This is a genomic window from Bartonella sp. AA89HNZF (assembly GCF_042196905.1).
GTDB lineage: Bacteria > Pseudomonadota > Alphaproteobacteria > Rhizobiales > Rhizobiaceae > Bartonella.
In genome coordinates this window covers 50,361-67,802 of sequence record NZ_JBHIRD010000010.1, presented here as the reverse complement: position 1 = coordinate 67,802, position 17,442 = coordinate 50,361, and the positions used below count along the sequence as shown (strand labels likewise).

Sequence of the window (17,442 nt, the reverse complement as noted above, 5' to 3'; positions counted from 1 at the left end):
AATGGATACAGAATCGTGAAAATAAAGCAATTTATATGGCCATTGATTGGTATCTTAGCAATGCTGGTATCTATTCGAATTCTTTACATGAAGCTCTCTGCCATTTCATTTGGAGATGTATTGGAGCGTTTGAACAATTTAAATGCACAGCACTGGTTATTAGCCTGTTTATGTTCTCTCCTAGCTTATGCTGCTCTTGCTGGATATGATCGAATTGCCTTGCAACATCTAGGCCATAAAATTTCTTGGATTTTTATCGCTATATGTTCATTTACAACCTACGCTCTTTCACACAATATCGGTGCTTCAGTTTTTTCTGGTGCCGTTGTACGCTATCGCGCCTATAAAATGAAAGGATTAAACGGAACAGAAATCGCAATATTAGTAGGTTTTTGCTCTTTTACTTTTGTAATCGGCACAATCTTGCTTTTGGGAATCGTTTTGGTGCTGCAACCCGAAATTATCACCCTCATTCATAAAGAACTTCCTGAATGGCTCGGAACAACGGCTGGAGCAATTTTACTCAGCTGTATAGCACTTTATACGTTTGGCAGCTGGCTTCAGTTAAAACCCTTACGCTTGGGTAAGAAAATTCAACTTTCCTATCCACGGCTGAAAATTGTTATTCAACAGCTTCTCATTAGCCCTCTAGAGCTTTTAGGAGCAGCAGGAATTATATATGCTGTTCTCCCACATAACGCAGATATTCATTTTATCTCTGTTCTTGGTGTTTTTCTAGCATCTTTTACGATAACTCTTCTCTCTAATGCTCCAGCAGGAGGAGTAGGAGTTCTTGAAGCTCTCTTCATAACAGGCATGCCCAATATAAATCCAACCGATGTTATTGCAGCGCTTATTGTCTTTAGAATGTTTTATTTGATTATACCACTCATCCTTTCATTATTTGTGGTCGTCATTTTTGAGGCGCGACAATATTGGAAAAGAGCCCCCAAAACACCACCGGAATAAATAAAAGGCTATCAATGACTTCTTTTTTGTGTACCTATAAAAGAACAAAACACCATCGTGTTGCCAGTTTACATATCTTTTTTAAGAAACCTCTCTCAACGCTCTTCTCCATTACACAACAATACCCGTAAATGGTATAATAGTAAAGCTATTGTTGCACCATCAACTTTATACTTAATAAAAGATCAAGCCTGCACCATTATACTATTTTTCCAATGTTATGATAACTTTTAGCACTTAAGAACATTAATAAGAATTATTTTTATGCCTTTCTTCAATAGTCTTTATCCACACGTTAATCCCATTTATAATCCCATTTATGATGTACAAATGAATGATTTTAATTAATTTATTATAAGAGGGATTGAAACAAAAGAAGTTTATGATAGTAAAGTTTTTTCAAACAAAGAATAATCAATTCTTTATAAATCAATATATTATAATGAATCTAAGTAGCTTTCTTAATATTTATATTTTTAGAGGTTTAGCTAACGGAAAGGCAGCATAGCGTAACCACACAGCTTAATATTTTAAAACTTTAAGCCTCATTAAAGTTTATTGTCTTTCGTTTAACAGGTATTAGCTTTAAACAATTAAACTGATATAATTTTATTCCTTGTATGTCCAGCTAAATACTTCATTTTATCTTTATTTACCCTCTTGGAATACTGATGATTATTACAGAAGTTTTTTGTTTAAGCGGGAGAGTTATCAAAAAATATCCACGCTGCTGACACAACTAAAGTGTAAAGTTGCTTCTTTCTTTAAACAATATGCTAAAAATCCAAAAAAATTTTAATCAATTTATATTAAAAGAAGTGAAAACTGTTGATTTCTATACTCCTTTAAATAAAACAATTGTCGGTAAGAAGCTTCTCCTTACCAATTGCAACTTAAAAAAAAGAAACAATACGCATTAAAAAATCTTTAAATGTCCTTTGAAAGTTCTTTAAGCCCCCTAAAAAGTACAAAAACCGATGACTAAGCTATATCAACAATCTTTTTTTAAACAAACAGATATGGGGAAATCCTACTGCCCAATTTTATTTAGCAACTGGTACCTTAAAAAAATTACCCAATCAATAAGTTATTTATGGTATAAAATAAAATGGTGGGTGATGAGGGGATCGAACCCACGACCCGCTGATTAAGAGTCAGCTGCTCTACCGACTGAGCTAATCACCCATAAGCTTCTCAAAAGACGAGAATGAGCGTTTCTATAACGCTCCTAAGGATAGATGTCCAGATGTTTTGTTGTTTGTTATATAAACTCATTGTCTGTAAGGTTAAAAATATGATATTCACCACTTGATCTTATATAAAAATAAACCCATTATAAGAAGCTTTATAAATAAATGTTCTAATTGTTATACAGAACCTATAGTTAGAGGATTATCGAGCATAATGCCCGAGCGAAAATTAGAGGAACCTTCTTGTGGTTGTAAGCGGGATGGGGCATCATTTTGTTTTATCAACAATCACATGCATTCAAGCAATATTGTGCTGTTTTTTTCTTTGAATATAAGTTTTTTACATTCAATGTTCATGATCCAATATACGAATAAAAGCCTATGAATTTTTTTTGTCAATCGCGCGCTTTTAAGCTTCTAAAAGGTAAGGAATGATGGAATGGATCACTGATCCCCATGCGTGGTTTGGTTTGATCACGCTGGTTTTTCTCGAAATTGTTTTAGGAATAGATAACCTTATCTTTATTGCAATTTTAGCTGAAAAATTGCCACTGCATTTGCGTGACCGCGCACGCTTTATAGGTCTTACTTTAGCATTAATTATGCGGCTTTTCCTTCTTACCGTTATTGGATGGGTTATGAGACTCGATAGGGTAATTCTTTCACTTTCATCTTTTGTATTTAGTTGGCATAGCTTTATTTTAATCGGTGGTGGAGCCTTTTTGCTCGCAAAGGGAACGCTAGAATTACATGAAAGGTTAGAAGGAGTATCACATGAAAGAAAAACAGGTGTTGGTTATGCTGTTTTTTGGCAAGTAATCGTCCAAGTCGTGGTGCTGGATGCCGTTTTTTCACTAGACAGTATTATTACCGCAACAGGTATGATTGCAAAAGAGCAGGCAGCAGTTATGTATATCGCAGTCATAGCTGCTATGGGAGTAATGATGTGCGGATCTGGTGCTCTTATGCGTTTTATTAATCGTCATCCCACTATTGTAATCCTTTGTCTTGGTTTTTTGATGATGATTGGTTTTACTCTCATTGTTGAAGGATTTGGTTTTCATATTCCAAAAGGGTATTTGTATGCTGCTATTGGTTTTTCTGTTCTCATCGAAGCTTTTAATCAAATTGGACGTCGTAACCGTGAAAAAATGATTAAAACGAATGATCTACGCAGTAGAACAGCTGATGCTGTTTTGAGGCTCTTAGGAGGAGGAAGCAAAGATAATCACCTTGCTGAGACTGTAGATGTTATTGCTGAACAGGCCGCAGCTTCTGAGTTGTTTAGACCAGAAGAAAAGGAAATGATTCGTGGTGTTCTCGATTTAGCTGATCGCCCTGTTCGCTCTATCATGTCGCCGCGTAATGAGATTGAGTGGTTAGATTTAAATGCTGATGAAAATGAAATGCGTGAAGAATTACAAAAGTTTAAACATAGCCGCTTAATTCTTGCGCGTGAAAAAGTGGATGAATTTGTTGGCGTTGCATTGACAAAAGATCTTCTTTTGAATTTGGCTGAGGGAAAAAAGATTAATTGGAAAAAAGCTATGCGAGAACCCCTCGTTGTTCATGAAAACACAAGTGTTTTACGATTGATGGAGCAATTACGTCATTCTTCGATTCAGCTTGCAATTATTGTTGATGAGCATGGATCTTTTGAAGGAATTGCAACACCAACCGATATTCTTGAAGCTATTGCAGGAGACTTTCCTGATGACGATGAAGAACTCATGATCGCAGAACAACTTGAAAATGGCAGTCTTCTTGTTGAGGGATACGCTGATATCCGCCGTTTAAGTGGTTATCTTGGGCGTAACCTTGTGGATGAAGCAGATCGTTATACGACTCTGGCAGGCTTTATGCTTTGGCAGTTTGGTCATTTACCAAATGAGGGAGAAAGTTTTGAAACTGACGGTTTACACTTTAAAGTGATTGAAATGGAACGCAGAAACATATCTAAAATCCTTATTTCTCCGCTTGTATCACCAGAAAAAAGCTAATTCTTTTTATAAGAAAAATGAATAAAAAGATTTTTTTATGATTAAAAATTGAAAAGAATAAGCAGTTGATAACTCAATTGCATTTCATTATTTTTATATTTTTTAAAGCGTGAAATAATGACATACAAAAGTTATATTATCAATGAACTTTCCATTATAAAAAATTTTCATTGATGATTGACGAAAAGCTGGAAGAGAGAAAATGGTGCAAAATTATTTGTCAATGGTCATTAATCTCAAAACAATGAATATATACAACATATTGATTTATAATAATTTTTTATTATGATATTACCTTCACATCAAGAAAGCCTCTTTCAAACATCAGATTTCCGCCAATGGATAAAATTCAACCATTGTTGAATTCACTCAACTGATGATGGCAGCTTTAAAACAGACTCTGGCTCCTATAATCTTTTTAGATCTTCTTGATATTTCTTAAGGAGCTATTCCTTATCTTTTGTTTCGATAAATGTAGCTATTTTTTTTCCTTCCAAGAATGAAACTCCACCTCTCTGGAAAACCCTTATTAAGAACTTTGTTTTTCTTCTAGATGACTCATATTTTTTGCTACTTTTTTAATTAAAGCGTAGCTGAGCTGCTTAGATTTCACTACTTCTTTGGCTAAAGCCAATGCACGTTCCAGATGAATCTGTTGGGTGTTTTCATCAAAGCCTAAATGATCCTCTGCACTGAAACTTTGATAATAAGATTGTAAGGGTGCAACATCACCCAATAAAGCCACTGCACCAATATGAAGTAAGCTATAATCTGCATCATCTACCTTGATAACCTTATGTGCCTCCAACTTCACTCTTTCACCAAAGTGGTACTCCATATCTGGAATAAAAGCATTTATGAAGATCTATTTTTTCCATCGCCCATTTCAAGATATAATCAAGCTTAATTCCAACTAATCTGCATATATTTCTTCTTCACAAATTCTCAATCTCTTTTTATCAAAATCAAGTTGTAGATCTTGTAAATGCTGGTAATTGATAGGGATCAATTACCATGCAGGCAGCAGCTAAAATACCAGTACTAATCGAAACTCCAACATCAAATTACGAATAATCTTTGATAATTGCGTCATTATAAAGAATTTGTACTTCACAATCTGGTAGTTGATAACGTGCGGAATAATTATCTACCTCTTTAATTTTTTCAACAGACCAATCAAGATTTTTGAAGAACACTGTTGCACTCTCCATGATTAAAAAGTTCTTTGCTCTACCTCAAAAGAGGTTGTATCCGTATCAAAGTCAAAAGCGAAGCAGATTTTTGCAAACAAAAGTGATAACGCCGTGTACGAGAAGAATCTTATCAATAAGGTCTTTGGTGATTTCTTTTGCATCGTCTAAACGAGATGGAATCTTAATTCATAAAAAAATATAATAAAGTCAATAGATTGTGTGCAATTATTTTATATAAATCCCATTTAAAATCTACACTTTTATACGTGATTTAATTAACCATTTTTCATAAACAATTACCATGTATGGATAGACCATAAAAAGCAAATCATGATGCAAATGTTATAACGCATGTAAACATTCAAATGAAGTGAAACGCAGCTATCATTTATAACAGTTCATAAATTTTATGATACGTTTTTATCACACACAAATCGCATTATTAAAAACGTAATTGTTTGAAATAATCGATAATATAAATTGCATGCGTTTAAAAAATGGTATGGGGTTTACTCTTTTTTTGAGCTAAACTTTAAAAGAAACAATCATTTGAAACTATCATAGAATAGGTTTTAATTCATTAAGGACACATAAAAGGATTTAAAGACAAGTCGATTTTAAAGCGCTGCTTACTAAAAAGTTAGTCAATAATAAGCAGACATTATATAGATACTATCATCACAGCAGGTAATGAAATTAATAATGTTATGTCTTAGAAGTCAAAAGATTTTTAATGATATAACGCAGGCAAACAAGCAAAAAACGTTTTAAAAGTTACAGTTTAAAAATACGAAACCAAATGAAGTCCCCTCAAATTTGAGGATACTTATTAAGACAAAGATAAGTAGATAAATTTCAAAAGGATTGCAATCATATTACAAAGGCATGGGGTTTTACTCAATTTTGAGTCAAAAGCGACAATATTAAAGACTGCTCTATTCTAAAGTTAACGAGCTCGAATTTGAACTGATTAATTTTGCCAGCCCAAATATGGACCGGCTTATTTGCAGAGAAGTTACGTTTAAATGCAAAGTGAAAATACGCTTATGAGAACCTCACTAAATGAAAGTTTAAACGTTTAGAGACATAAAATGATATCTCTATAAAAACCTTTGAAACCTAGGTTTTATAACAGTTTAAAAGCCTTAGATTTTATAAAAAGCGGTTGTTTATTGTCTTCTGAAAAGCTGCTTTTAAAAACCAATGTTCGTAAATGTAAACAACGGATTTTGTTACAAATATTCACTTAATACGCACTTTCTCTTGATTGTCTTAATATGAACCTACCAAACGTTTTAAAAGAGACATTTTGATAATGTACTTTGTGTCAAATGACCACTTCAAAAATGAGAGCGTTATTCTTAATAAGTTTTATAGCCATACAAAAGTGTTTATAGGTTCTGTAATTCAAATGAGTGATTAAATATTATACCTATCATTTACGTTCCTATTGATCAGTTTTAATCAATAGAATAGAGCGTTTGCAATATGATACGTTTTGTATATATGCATTCATTATTGATTTCTTTTGTATGATCTGTAGTACCTCTATTTAAAAGCAGCGTCATATCAATTGGCACAGCTTTCTTTTATGATGCGTTTATAACCATCAAAGAAGCACCCTCCACGTCTGTCATTTATTCTGTTTATCAATCTTGATAACATCATCACTTTCATAAACCTCACAATTTATGGGAACCGAATATAAATCGCTATGTCTTTTTATTCTTGCATTGCCATATACATTACCTCTAATCACGATATAATCAGGAGATCTTGGCATTGCCATAAACAGAACCGTAGACCTTAGTATGACACCCCACGCTAGCATTGCCGTAAACCTTGCCTAACAACCGCATGATCATAAACCGCGGCAGTGTTATGAATACGTGCACTACCGGATAATTTTTCATTCCCATAAACCCGCGCATAATGATAAACTCATATGTTATAAGAAAGATGAGCATTGTCATAAACATGAACACCAAAATACACATGGGTTTTATCACATATAAGGGTATTGCCATTACACATAGCCACCAATGGCAGCATTGCCATAGCCCCTTATATTTTTATAAACACAACCAGATTTTACAACACAGACATTATCAGCAACCCAGCAATTACCATCATGAGAGAGATTGCTTTCATTTTCAATAAAAGCATCCAGATCGCTTTTTTTACATCACCAAAATCGTTTAAAGCACGAATGCGATATAAGATATATGACCAGTCACGAAATCTATTTGATTGGTCAATTCATATTTTGGGATGATTTTTTCTTATTAACAGGAGCGGTTTCATTTGCAATGGAAAAAATAACGGAGGTGTTTTTGTGATATAGTTGTCATATTCAAGCTAATAATAACATATTCATTACCTAGGAGAATACCAACTCCTACACCTGCATAAAGCGAAGAAATAATCCGCCCATTATGGCTATGCTGCATGACCATAATAGAACCCAAAACCATCATTCACCAACAGCAAAACGGATCAAAAGGACTAAGTGTTAACGCCATGGAAATAATTAAGTGCACTCATTACTATAGCTGCACAAGATAGTATGCGAGGAGCAAAAGATATAATCCCAATTACTGCCAAACGTAAAGAATATACTCCCAACTAAATAACCACCATAATTAGCGTTCGGGATATAAGAAAGTTGATTAAAGCTAAACAATCCCTCATCCAACATAACTGGCAATATTGGTGTATAGAGAAATCACCAGATACCCATATCAAAACCATATCGAATACAGTATTTTGAAACAATTCAAACCTTGATGGTTGTCTTTCCCCCTTATTACTCCTTTAACTGGTGATATTCCTCATCTGCGTTCCATATCACCATAACAGCCTTTAACTCCAAAAATAGAAAAAAAGCAAATTTAGCTATTTATTTTAATGACCAGAACAATATATTTAGCGATCTACTATCAACATCGCCAGATCAGTTGTACAATAACATATTGAATTAATATGTATTTTTATATTATAAATATTTATAGTTAAATTGAAAGCACATTTAGATAATCTTGCTTTTTTATCTCGATGTTCAAAATGACTAAGCAAAAAATTATATACGCAACTGTAAAATTTTACTTCTCTTAAAATCATTTACTTATTCGCTAAAAAACTTAATGAACAACTCAAATGACCATTTTCATAAAGAGGAAATCTGCTTCTTTTTGGAGAATGTTGTTATTTAGGATGATATGAAATTGAAAAGTTTGGTGCACCCGACAGAATTCGAATCTGTGACCTCTGCCTTCGGAGGGCAGCGCTCTATCCAGCTGAGCTACGGGTGCTCCACACCGATTATTAAAATCAGTTATGGTCTTTTAACTAATCATACTCTTAGCTTCAATGCTAAATTACCATTCTAATAAAAAAATTACTCGTTTGTAATTTATCTAACGACGCATTCCTTTTACTTTTTAATGATACTTTATCTTGAAAGAGCTTTTTTGTCTTCAACACTCCTTTTATTATTAAAAGAGCTTTTATTACAACTTCAAAACTTTCAAAAAATAAGTTACAATATAAACTGTAAGTATCAGGATAATTTCTAAATGATTACATTACCAAGTCGCTTTCATTTTGTTTCCGCAGAAACTGAGGAAGCTCTTAAAGCTACCCATAAATTAATTTCCGTTTATGGTCATTCTTCTCTGGAAGAAACTGATATTGTTGTTGCAATCGGTGGTGATGGGACAATGTTACAAACCGTACGGGACGTCATGAATACAGGCAAACCCATTTATGGCATGAATCAAGGTTCTGTAGGATTTCTTATGAATGAATTTCATGAAAAAAAATTACCTAATCGTATTGCTGTCGCTCATAGAAAAGAAATCCATCCCCTGCGCATGATTGCAAAAGCTGAATGTCAAGAATCTATTGAAGCTCTTGCAATTAATGAAGTATCTCTCTTTCGGCAATCTTATCAAGCAGCAAAAATTCGTATCACCATTGATAACAACGTGCGCATGGAACAATTAAATTGTGATGGAGTCCTCGTCGCTACACCGGCAGGATCAACCGCTTATAATTTATCAGCACAAGGACCTATTTTACCCCTTATGGCCCCCCTTATGGCTCTTACTCCCGTTAGTCCTTTTCGTCCTCGGCGTTGGCATGGAGCATTGCTTCCCAATACAGTAACAGTGCGCTTTGATATGCTTGAACCTGACAAACGCCCTGTTAACGCTGCTGCTGATAATGTTGAAGTTAAATCTGTCCATTCAGTTACTATTTCAATGGCAACAGAAGTAACAGCTTCAATCCTTTTTGACTCAAATCATTCATGGGATGAACGCATTTTATCAGAACAATTTCGCTATTAATGATTGTATTGTGCGTTTTATGTGTATATGGTTGTTATAGTTAGTTTTTTTGTGAAAGCATCTTAAAACTCTTTAAGAGTGGGGGATATTGGTTATACTCATCATTTAGATAGCAAAATTAAAATCACAGAGCAATTGATAAAAAAATGATACCATCTTTAAACAGTTTTGATGATTTAGGTCTTTCCGCAAAGGTTGTTAACGCTGTAAAGTCAGCGGGATATACAACTCCAACACCTATTCAAAGTGAAACAATTCCTCACGTCCTTCAAAGAAAAGACGTTCTAGGAATCGCTCAAACGGGAACGGGTAAAACCGCCTCTTTCGTATTGCCTATGCTCACTCTCCTTGAAAAAGGTCGTGCAAGAGCACGAATGCCCCGTACGCTCATCTTAGAACCAACAAGAGAAATTGCAGCTCAAGTTGAAGAAAATTTCGATAAATACGGAATAAATCATCGTTTAAATGTTGCTCTTTTGATTGGTGGGGTATCTTTTGAACTCCAAGATCGCAAACTTGAACGAGGAGCTGATGTTCTTATAGCAACACCAGGGCGCCTTCTTGATCATTTCGAGCGCGGTAAATTGCTCCTGATGGGCGTTGAAATCCTTGTTATTGATGAAGCTGATCGCATGTTGGACATGGGCTTTATTCCTGATATCGAACGCATCTGTAAACTAACACCTTTTACGCGTCAAACTTTGTTCTTTTCTGCAACAATGGCACCAGAAATTACAAAACTAACGAAACAATTTTTACATTCTCCGGTATCTGTTGAAGTTACAAAAGCTTCCTCAACAGCGACCACAATTACACAACGGCTTGTTAAATCTGGAAATAAATCATGGGACAAAAGAGCAGTTTTACGAGAACTTATCCAAAATGAAGGTGCCGAGCTTCAAAATGCTATTATTTTCTGTAATCGCAAGAGGGATATCTCTGAACTTCTTAGATCACTCATTAAACATAACTTTAGTGTAGGTGCATTGCATGGGGATATGGACCAATATTCACGTATGAACACCCTAGCCGATTTTAAAAATAACAAACTTACACTTCTGGTTGCTTCTGATGTTGCTGCCCGTGGTCTCGATATTCCAGCCGTAAGCCACGTATTTAACTATGATGTTCCTACACATGCTGAAGACTATATCCATCGAATTGGTCGTACAGGGCGTGCAAATCGTAGCGGAAAAGCTTTTACAATTGTCACAAAAGCTGATCAAAAATATATCAATGCCATTGAGGAAATGAGTAATGAAAAAATTGAATGGCTCAATGGAGATCTCTCAACTTTAATAGCCGATGATCAAACAGAAGATATTGTTGTAAAGAAAAAATCATCAAAATCATCAAAGAAAACTGCTCCAAAAGAGCCTGTTGCTCACACTAAAAAATCTGTAGAAGAGAATAAAACAGAATATATCAAAAATGCAAATAATAAGGAGAAGCCATCTGAGCAACAACGCTCACGAAAAAATAAGAATTACACGCCCCTTGGATTTGGTGATGATATTCCTGCATTCATGCTCATAAAAACGCGTAGATAGACTCGCCCTTTACTCTCTGTAAGCATAAAGTAAATAAAAGATGCCTTTTAAAAGTTTTTCTTATTTCTTAGAGAGCCTTTCTATTACCTTTTCACGCCCTAAAAGCTGCAAAAGCTTTCCCATTTCAGGTCCATGATCCATGCCCGTAAGTGCTTGACGTAATGGCATAAATAAAGACTTTCCTTTCCGACCTGTTTTTTCTTTTAATGCTGTTGTCCAAATTTTCCAACTTTCCTCATTCAAAGCACCTTCAGGTAAGAAATCGAGTGATTGACGCACAAATGCACGATCCTCTAGTGCTACTGTATCAAAATTTTGTTCATCATGAATGATTTTCCACCACAAAACAGCATCTTTGACTTTATCAATATTGCGTCTTATCGCGTTCCAGAAATATTCCGCCTTATCTCCCTCAATAGAAAGTTTTTTAAGTCGTATTTGAACTTCTTCATAGGTTAGTTCATGGACAAGATGACTATTCAAAGAAAGAAGATCAGCAATATCAAATTTTGCAACGGATCTTGACGTATCTTGTAAATTAAAATGTTCTAAAAGCGTAGCTTGATTGGGATAGGGATGCACATTTTGCGATGTCCCAATCAAAACGGCAAGGCATTGAACAGCTATAGATTCAAATCCTTCTTCCCGTAGAGAACGAATAGAAAGATCATTATTACGTTTTGAAAATCCTTTTCCTAAAACTGTCGCCAATAAATTGGTATGAGCAAAAACCGGTAATTCTGCATTAAGAGCTTTAAAAAGAGCAATTTGAGCGCCTGTATTTGTAATATGATCATCCCCGCGAATAATATGCGTAATAGCCATATCTACATCATCAACAATAGACGGCAATGTATAAAGATAGCTTCCATCTTCACGAATAAGAACAGGATCTGAAAGAGAAGCCAAATCAATCGTCTGCTTCCCCTTTATCGCATCATTCCAGCAAACTTCTGTTCGCTTTGTTTGCAAAGGATCACTTTCAAAATTAGGAAGAAGAAAACGCCAATGGGGTTTACGACCTTGAGATTCAAAGCTTTTTTTCTCTTCTGCCGTCAATTTTAATGCTGCACGGTTATAAATAGGAGGCAATTTGCGTGAAAGCTGAATTTTACGACGCCGCTCTAATTCTTCTGCAGTCTCATAACAGGGATAAAGAAGCCCGCGTTGTTTGAGAATTTCCGCAACTTCATCATATCGATTAAATCGCTTAGATTGGTAATAAATTGAATCTGGTTGAATACCAAGCCATTCAAGGTCAACAGCAATAGCATCAATATATTCTTGTTTAGAACGTTCAACATCTGTATCATCATAGCGCAAAATAAATTCTCCTTTATGCGCTTGCGCATAAAGCCAATTGAAAAGTGCAATACGGATATTGCCAATATGAATATAACCTGTTGGAGAGGGAGCAAAACGAACTTTAACCATAAAATAATACTCAATTTTTATCGCGAAAATGATTGACTATGGGATAGCGACGATCGCGTCCAAAACTCTTGTAACTGATTTTTACACCGGGTGCAGATTGTCGTCTTTTATATTCGGCACCATAAAGAAGCTGTTCAACTTTCTCAACAGTTTCTCGTGAATGCCCACGTTTAACAATATCACAAATACTCATGTCATTTTCTACAAGAGATTGCAATATATCATCTAAAATAGGATAAGGGGGAAGAGAATCTTCATCTTTTTGATTTTCTCGCAGCTCTGCAGAAGGCGCTTTTTCTATAATATTGGATGGAATGACAATTCCTTCTGGTCCTCTCAAATTGTGAAAGTGATTTTTATTGCGCCATTCAGCTAATGCGTAAACCTGCATTTTATAAATATCTTTAAGAGGATTAAATCCGCCATTCATATCCCCATATAGTGTTGCATATCCTACAGCCATTTCTGACTTATTGCCTGTCGTTACCACCATTGATCCGAATTTATTCGAAAGAGCCATCAAAAGTGTACCGCGTATGCGACTTTGAAGATTTTCTTCTGTTACATCAGAGGGTAAGCCCAAAAAAACAGGTGCCATTGTCTTTAAAAAAGCCTCAACAGGTTGTGCAATCGGTATGATTTCATAATGACATCCTAAAAGATCAGCACATTCTTTGGCATCTTTTAATGATTCTTGCGAAGTGAAATGATAAGGCATCATAATGGTGCGAACCCTCTCAGCACCAAGAGCATCCACCGCCATTGCCGCACACAGGGCTGAATCAATTCCTCCTGAAAGACCAAGAATAACATCCTTAAAGCCGTTTTTATTAACGTAATCTTTCAAGCCTAAAACACAAGCTTGATAATCGGCTGCTAATCCATTGAGAAGATTTTCATTAGGACCTGAAACACAGTTCCATCCCGTCGTTGTTCGTTGCCAATGGCTCAAAGCAATCTGCCTTTCAAAGTGTTTCATTTGAAACACTTTTTTGCCTTGCCCATTCAAGGCAAAAGACCCGCCATCAAAAACGAGCTCATCTTGACCACCAACTTGATTAGCATAAATAATTGGTACCCCAGATCGTAGAGCTTGCGTATGAACAACATCTATACGTTTTAAAGTTTTATTACGATAGTAGGGAGATCCGTTAAGGACGAGAATAATTTCCGCTCCTTTATCTTTAAGCTCTGTACTCAGAGAGAAATCATTCCATAGATCCTCACAAATGACTATTCCTAATTTGATTCCATGATAAACAATAGGCTCAGGACGTGGACCTGAAGAAAACAAACGCTTTTCATCAAATTCGGCATAATTAGGTAAATCAAACTTTAAGCTTTCAGCAATAACTCGCCCTTCATCAAGAAGCATGAGACCGTTATAAACATTGCCATTACGCCTTAATGGAAGACCAATGACAATTCCTGGTCCGCCTACGGTTATTTTTGCTAAATTTTTAACAGCCTCTTCACATGTTTTTGTAAAAGCAGATTTTAGAACAAGATCTTCTGGTGAATAAGCGCTTATAAAAAGCTCCGATAATAAAACAAGGGCTGCTCCCTCTTCTTTAGCCTTTTGATGTGCCATAACAGCTAGAGAAAAATTCCCCTCAATATCACCGACAATAGGATTTAATTGGGCAATTGCTACCCGAAAATCATTTTTCATAAGTCTTTTTATCACTTCATCAGTTTGGCAACCACAACTTTATTTTCAATCATCAGAAACATCGCTTTTTTTAAAATTCTCTTCTGTCATATGATCTAAAATATTAGGTAAACTTTTGCTATCCACCAGTGGCAATTGCTAACGGGTCAGTGGCACGATTTTTTTTAAGGAGTTCCGCAACAAGAAACGCCAATTCTAACGATTGATCTGCATTTAATCGTGGATCACATTGCGTATGATAACGATCAGACAAATCGTCCACAGAAATAGCATGTGCCCCACCGGTGCATTCAGTGACATCACGACCTGTCATCTCAATATGAATGCCTCCTGGATAAGTTCCCTCTCCATGATGCACAGCAAAAAAATTCTCTACTTCTTTTAAAACATAATCAAAGGGACGCGTTTTATAACCACTAACAGTAATTGTATTGCCATGCATTGGATCACATGACCATATAACCGCACGCTTCTCGCGTTCAACGGCGCGGATGAGTTTAGGTAGATAACTTTCAACCTTATCATAACCAAAGCGCGTAATAAGGGTAAGCCGACCTGGCTCGTTTTCAGGATTTAGAATATCAATTAATCTTAAAAGCTCATCAGGCTCAATGGAAGGGCCACACTTTAATCCTATAGGATTTTTGATACCACGACAATATTCAACGTGAGCATGGTCAATCTGACGTGTACGGTCTCCAATCCATAACATATGGCCAGATGTTGCATACCAATTTCCTGAAGTTGAATCAATTCGCGTCAAAGCCTCTTCATAACCAAGTAAAAGTGCTTCATGACTGGTATAAAAAGATGTTTCACGCAATGAAGAATGCGTTTTGGATGTAATCCCTATAGAACGCATAAAATCAATTGCTTCAGAAATACGCTCTGCCAATAATTCATAACGTTCCCCCTGCGGACTGTTAGAAACAAAACTCAACATCCATGTGTGAACATTTTCTAAATCAGCATAGCCACCTTGTGAAAAAGCACGCAAGAGATTAAGTGTTGCCGCAGATTGGCGATAAGCCATGGACATCCGTTGCGGATCCGGAATACGAGAATCGGCTCTAAATTCAATGCCATTAATAATATCCCCCCGATAAGCAGGAAGATCAATCCCTTCTTTACTTTCGATATCAGAAGAGCGTGGCTTTGCAAATTGACCAGCAATACGACCAATTTTAACAACAGGCTTAAAACTACCAAAGGTTAAAACAATCGCCATTTGCAAAAATACACGAAAAAAATCTCGGATATTATCAGCTTCATGTTCTGCAAAGCTTTCGGCACAATCACCACCTTGCAATAAAAAAGCTTGTCCTTTTGCAACAGCTGCTAATTCATTTTTTAAATCACGTGCTTCACCGGCAAAAACTAAAGGAGGATAGCTTCTCAGTTTTCGTTCAACATTTTCTAACATAGACTTATCCGGATAAGTCGGAACTTGTTTAATTGGCCTTTCTCTCCAAGAGTCAGGCACCCATTCTTTTATCATTACACTCTCTCTAAAGACTAAACTTACAAAACTTACAGCTTGGCATATCAAAAACTTTTCACCAAAATATATGCTGTTTAACTTTCTATTTTCTTCCCATTTTCATATATATAACTTGGTTTATACATCGTTACCAATTCTTCTGCCATCGTTGGATGCACTGCCATCGTTTCATCAAAGATATCCTTCGTTAGCTTACCCTTGAGAGATATCCCTATAAGCTGAGCCATCTCACCAGCATTTTCCCCTAAAATATGAGCGCCCACAACAATACGACTTTCACCATCAACAATGAGTTTCATAAGCATTTTCTCTGAACTACCAGAAAAAACATTACGCATAGGACGAAAAACTGTACGATAAATTTCAAGACGCTTATAACGCTTTACCGCCTCCTCTTCTGAAAGACCAACCGTTCCAATCTCTGGTTGAGAAAAAACTGCCGTTGTAATTAAATCATAATCAGGTGTTGTGGGAATATTCTCAAATGCTGTCTTAACAAAACACATTGCATCATGAATCGCAACGGGTGTTAATTGAATATGACCTGTTACATCACCAACAGCCCAAATATGGGGGATATTTGTTGTCATTTTCTCATCAACAACAACTGCACCAAATTCATTAACTTCTATACCTACTCTCTCAAGTCCTAAACCAGCAGTATTGGGCATCCGTCCCGTAGCCAACATAATTTGATCGGCGCTGATCATTTTCCCATTTGATAAAACAACTTCATAACAATTTTCTGCAGCCTGTACTTTAGAAATTGTTATACCATAGAGAATAGAAATCCCTTTTTCAATCATTGCATCGCTGAGCAATTGCCGCAAATCATGATCAAAATTACGAAGAATTAAATCACCACGATGAAGGAGTGTTGTTTTTACACCTAATTCATGAAAAATATTAGCAAATTCAACACCAATATACCCTCCACCAACAATCACTATTGATTTTGGGAGTTGATTAAGATCAAAAATCTCATTAGAAGTAAGGCAAAATTCACCGCCTTCTATGGACGTATTTGGTGCAAGTTTTGCCCCTGTTGCAATCAAAATTTTTTCTGCACTTACCCGCTCACCCGTGGCAGAAAGCTCTAATGTGTGATCATCTATAAAAGTAGCACGACTTTCATAAATATGCACATTGTTATTTTCTAATCCCTTACGATACAGCCCTTCTAACCTTGATATTTCTTTATTTTTAGCTGCAACCAACTTTTCCCAACTAAAAATTGGATCCGCATATTCCCACCCAAAACCAATACTTTTCTTAAATTCTTTGGCATATTGTGACGCATAAACATAAAGTTTTTTGGGAACACAACCACGAATAACACAAGTGCCCCCTATACGATATTCCTCTGCTATAGCTACCCGCTTGCCAAGAGCTCCCACAAGCCGTGCTGCACGCACTCCACCAGAACCACTTCCAATAACAAATAAATCAAAATCAAAAGAACCCACGAACTAATCCTTCTCACATATCTACAAACAATAGGCTAAGATCATTTATTATCAAATAAAAGTCTTTTTTCTTTTGAAGAAGCATTTTAAGCAATATTCTTAAAGGATTTATTCTTAT

13 protein-coding genes and 2 tRNA genes are annotated in these 17,442 nt (G+C 35.8%); 4 read left to right on the top strand and 11 right to left on the bottom strand.

The features are described 5' to 3' along the window. Positions 1-15: 15 nt before the first annotated feature. Positions 16-969: a YbhN family protein gene (locus ACFIN0_RS06065; protein WP_375607185.1), complete on the top strand. Its 954-nt coding sequence runs from the start codon at positions 16-18 to the stop codon at positions 967-969. Between the two features lie 1,109 nt (positions 970-2,078). On the opposite strand, the gene ACFIN0_RS06060 is transcribed toward ACFIN0_RS06065, so the two are convergent. After that, a tRNA-Lys gene (locus tag ACFIN0_RS06060) sits at positions 2,079-2,154 on the bottom strand. Positions 2,155-2,590: 436 nt separating this feature from the next. Here ACFIN0_RS06060 and ACFIN0_RS06055 point away from each other — a divergent pair. After that, positions 2,591-4,159 (top strand): TerC family protein, encoded by a 1,569-nt coding sequence (locus ACFIN0_RS06055; protein WP_375607186.1) that lies wholly within the window; start codon positions 2,591-2,593, stop codon positions 4,157-4,159. A 529-nt stretch (positions 4,160-4,688) separates the two neighbouring features. Here the strand turns inward: ACFIN0_RS06055 and ACFIN0_RS06050 are convergent. The 6 genes from ACFIN0_RS06050 to ACFIN0_RS06025 form a co-directional block, all read right to left on the bottom strand. After that, positions 4,689-4,973, bottom strand: coding sequence for a DUF6990 domain-containing protein (locus ACFIN0_RS06050; RefSeq protein WP_375607187.1), 285 nt, complete (start codon positions 4,971-4,973; stop codon positions 4,689-4,691). Between the two features lie 250 nt (positions 4,974-5,223). After that, a complete protein-coding gene (locus ACFIN0_RS06045) occupies positions 5,224-5,355 on the bottom strand; it encodes a hypothetical protein (protein ID WP_375610648.1) in 132 nt (43 codons plus the stop codon). Between the two features lie 1,763 nt (positions 5,356-7,118). After that, the gene (locus ACFIN0_RS06040) at positions 7,119-7,265 is read right to left on the bottom strand and encodes a hypothetical protein (RefSeq protein ID WP_375702128.1); all 147 of its coding nucleotides are present in this window, start codon (positions 7,263-7,265) and stop codon (positions 7,119-7,121) included. 387 nt (positions 7,266-7,652) lie between these two features. Next, positions 7,653-7,802, bottom strand: a complete 150-nt coding sequence (locus tag ACFIN0_RS06035) for a hypothetical protein (protein ID WP_375687624.1) — start codon at positions 7,800-7,802, stop codon at positions 7,653-7,655. Positions 7,803-7,882: 80 nt separating this feature from the next. Further along, the gene (locus ACFIN0_RS06030; protein ID WP_375607190.1) at positions 7,883-8,050 is read right to left on the bottom strand and encodes a YbfB/YjiJ family MFS transporter; all 168 of its coding nucleotides are present in this window, start codon (positions 8,048-8,050) and stop codon (positions 7,883-7,885) included. Between the two features lie 536 nt (positions 8,051-8,586). Beyond that, positions 8,587-8,663, bottom strand: a tRNA-Arg gene (locus ACFIN0_RS06025). Between the two features lie 264 nt (positions 8,664-8,927). On the opposite strand from ACFIN0_RS06025, the gene ACFIN0_RS06020 reads away from it, so the two are divergent. Both ACFIN0_RS06020 and ACFIN0_RS06015 read left to right on the top strand, forming a co-directional pair. Continuing rightward, positions 8,928-9,701: an NAD kinase gene (locus tag ACFIN0_RS06020; RefSeq protein WP_375608554.1), complete on the top strand. Its 774-nt coding sequence runs from the start codon at positions 8,928-8,930 to the stop codon at positions 9,699-9,701. Positions 9,702-9,847: 146 nt separating this feature from the next. Next, positions 9,848-11,251 (top strand): DEAD/DEAH box helicase, encoded by a 1,404-nt coding sequence (locus tag ACFIN0_RS06015; protein WP_375609494.1) that lies wholly within the window; start codon positions 9,848-9,850, stop codon positions 11,249-11,251. 60 nt (positions 11,252-11,311) lie between these two features. Here ACFIN0_RS06015 and gltX read toward each other — a convergent pair whose 3' ends face one another. From gltX to gor, 4 genes are all read right to left on the bottom strand, one after another. After that, entirely contained in the window at positions 11,312-12,685 is a 1,374-nt protein-coding gene (gene gltX, locus ACFIN0_RS06010; RefSeq protein WP_375609495.1) for a glutamate--tRNA ligase, read from the bottom strand. Positions 12,686-12,695: 10 nt separating this feature from the next. Then, the gene (locus tag ACFIN0_RS06005; protein ID WP_375702127.1) at positions 12,696-14,357 is read right to left on the bottom strand and encodes an NAD+ synthase; all 1,662 of its coding nucleotides are present in this window, start codon (positions 14,355-14,357) and stop codon (positions 12,696-12,698) included. A 118-nt stretch (positions 14,358-14,475) separates the two neighbouring features. After that, positions 14,476-15,855: a class II 3-deoxy-7-phosphoheptulonate synthase gene (locus ACFIN0_RS06000; protein ID WP_375607195.1), complete on the bottom strand. Its 1,380-nt coding sequence runs from the start codon at positions 15,853-15,855 to the stop codon at positions 14,476-14,478. A 77-nt stretch (positions 15,856-15,932) separates the two neighbouring features. After that, positions 15,933-17,324, bottom strand: a complete 1,392-nt coding sequence (gor, locus tag ACFIN0_RS05995; RefSeq protein ID WP_375702126.1) for a glutathione-disulfide reductase — start codon at positions 17,322-17,324, stop codon at positions 15,933-15,935. Positions 17,325-17,442 lie beyond the last annotated feature (118 nt).